At 71.5% G+C, this 1,834-nt stretch carries 1 protein-coding gene; it reads right to left on the bottom strand.

Annotated elements, in window-relative coordinates; genetic code table 11:
* Nucleotides 1-1,823, bottom strand: a 1,823-nt coding sequence (locus MFF58_RS31535; protein WP_238294246.1) for a TRAP transporter large permease, incomplete at its 3' end; no start/stop codon positions are given.
* Nucleotides 1,824-1,834: the final 11 nt, after the last annotated feature.

Here is a 1,834-nt window from a genome sequence, read left to right as displayed (position 1 = left end):
CCGATCGAGAACCAGGGGACGAGGATGATGACGAGGAGCCCGACCAGCAGGGCCACGATGTAGCCGACGATCGGGCGCATCCCGGCATCGGGGTGGATCCGGCTGATGGCGCAGGCCGCGTAGTAGCCGACGCCGAAGGGCGGGGCGAACAGGCCGATGCCCATCGCGAGGATCACCACCATGGCGTAGTGGACCTCGTGCACCCCGACCGCCCGGGCGATCGGGAACAGCAGCGGGCCGAACAGCACGATCGCCGGGATGCCCTCCAGCACCGAGCCCAGGACGATGAAGGCGAGGGCCGAGACGAACAGGAAGCCGAGCGCGCCGCCCGGCAGGCTCTTCATCACCTCGGCCAGCGTCTGCGAGAAGCCCGACTGGGTCAGCGCCCAGGCCATTCCGGTGGCCGCGCCGATGATCAGCAGGATCGCCCCCGACAGCGTGGCGGTGGTCACCAGCATCGGGTAGAGCCGCCGCCAGTCGAACTGCCGGTAGATCAGCAGCCCCGCCAGCGCCGCGTAGACGATGCCGATGGTGGACACCTCGGTGGCGGTGGCGATGCCCTCGACCACGGCGAAGCGGATCACGAACGGCAGGGCCAGCGCCGGGATCGCCACCAGGAAGGCGCGGCCGATGATGCGTCCGGACGGCCGGGCGACGTGGCTGAGGTCCTCGCCGCGGTAGCGCCACCAGACCAGCGCGCAGAGGGTCGCGGCGAGCACGAGGCCGGGCAGCAGGCCGCCGGTGAACAGGGCCGTGATCGACACGCCGGTGACCGAGCCGATGGTGATCAGCACGATGGAGGGCGGGATCGTCTCGGTCTGCGCGCCGGTGGTGGCGAGCAGCGCCACGAGGTCGCCTTCCCTGGCGCCCCGGGCCTTCATCTCGGGGAACAGCACGGGGGCGACGGCGGCCATGTCGGCGGCCTTCGACCCGGAGATGCCCGACACGAGGTACATCGCGCCGACCAGCACGTAGTGCAGGCCGCCACGGACATGGCCGAGCAGGCTCGCCAGGAACCCGACCATGGCGCGGGCCATGCCGGTCATCTCGATGAGCAGGCCGAGGAACACGAACAGCGGCACGGCGAGCAGGATCAGGTGGCTCATGCCCTCGTCCATGCGCCCGACCACCACCATCGCGGGCGCGTGGGTGGTCAGCGTGATGTACGCGAAGGTGGACAGGCCGAACGCGAAGGCGATCGGCACGCCGGAGAAGACCAGCGCGCCGACGCCGAGGACGAAGAACAGCAGCAGGTTGAGGTTGCCGAGGTCCATCAGCCAGGGCTGGAGGGCCACGAGTCCGGCGGCGACCGCGGCGCCGAGCACGAGCGCCCCCGCGGTCAGCTTCCAGTCGGCCGTCTCCAGGAGCCGGATCGCCGCGACGAGCAGCATGAGGCCCAGCCCGACCGGCAGGGCGGCGGCGCGCCACGCGTTGTTCAGCTCCAGCGCGGGCGTCTGGACGAAGGTCTCCTCGCTGGCGAACTCCCAGGCCGGCTCCAGCAGCAGCGCCACGAAGATCAGGCCCGCCACCAGGGCGACCGTCTCAAGGAAGGCGCGCAGGCGCGGCCCGCTCATGGCCACGAAGGCGGTCATCCGCATGTGCTCGGCGCGGCGGAAGGCGACCACGGCGCCCAGCATGGCGAGCCACAGGAACAGGATCGAGGCGAGCTCGTCCGACCAGACGAGGGGTTCGCGGAACACGTAGCGGCTCACGACGCCGCCGAGCAGCACCGCGATCTCCGCGAGCACGAGCAGCGCCGCCGGGATCTCCACCAGATGGCCGAGGCCGTCGTCCAGCCGGCGCAGCCAGGTCCGGGCGCGCAGGGGCGGGCCGG

The organism is Methylobacterium longum, assembly GCF_022179385.1.
Lineage (GTDB): Bacteria > Pseudomonadota > Alphaproteobacteria > Rhizobiales > Beijerinckiaceae > Methylobacterium > Methylobacterium longum.
The sequence above is the reverse complement of the archived record's forward strand: the minus strand, read 5'-3'. Positions and strand labels throughout refer to the sequence as shown.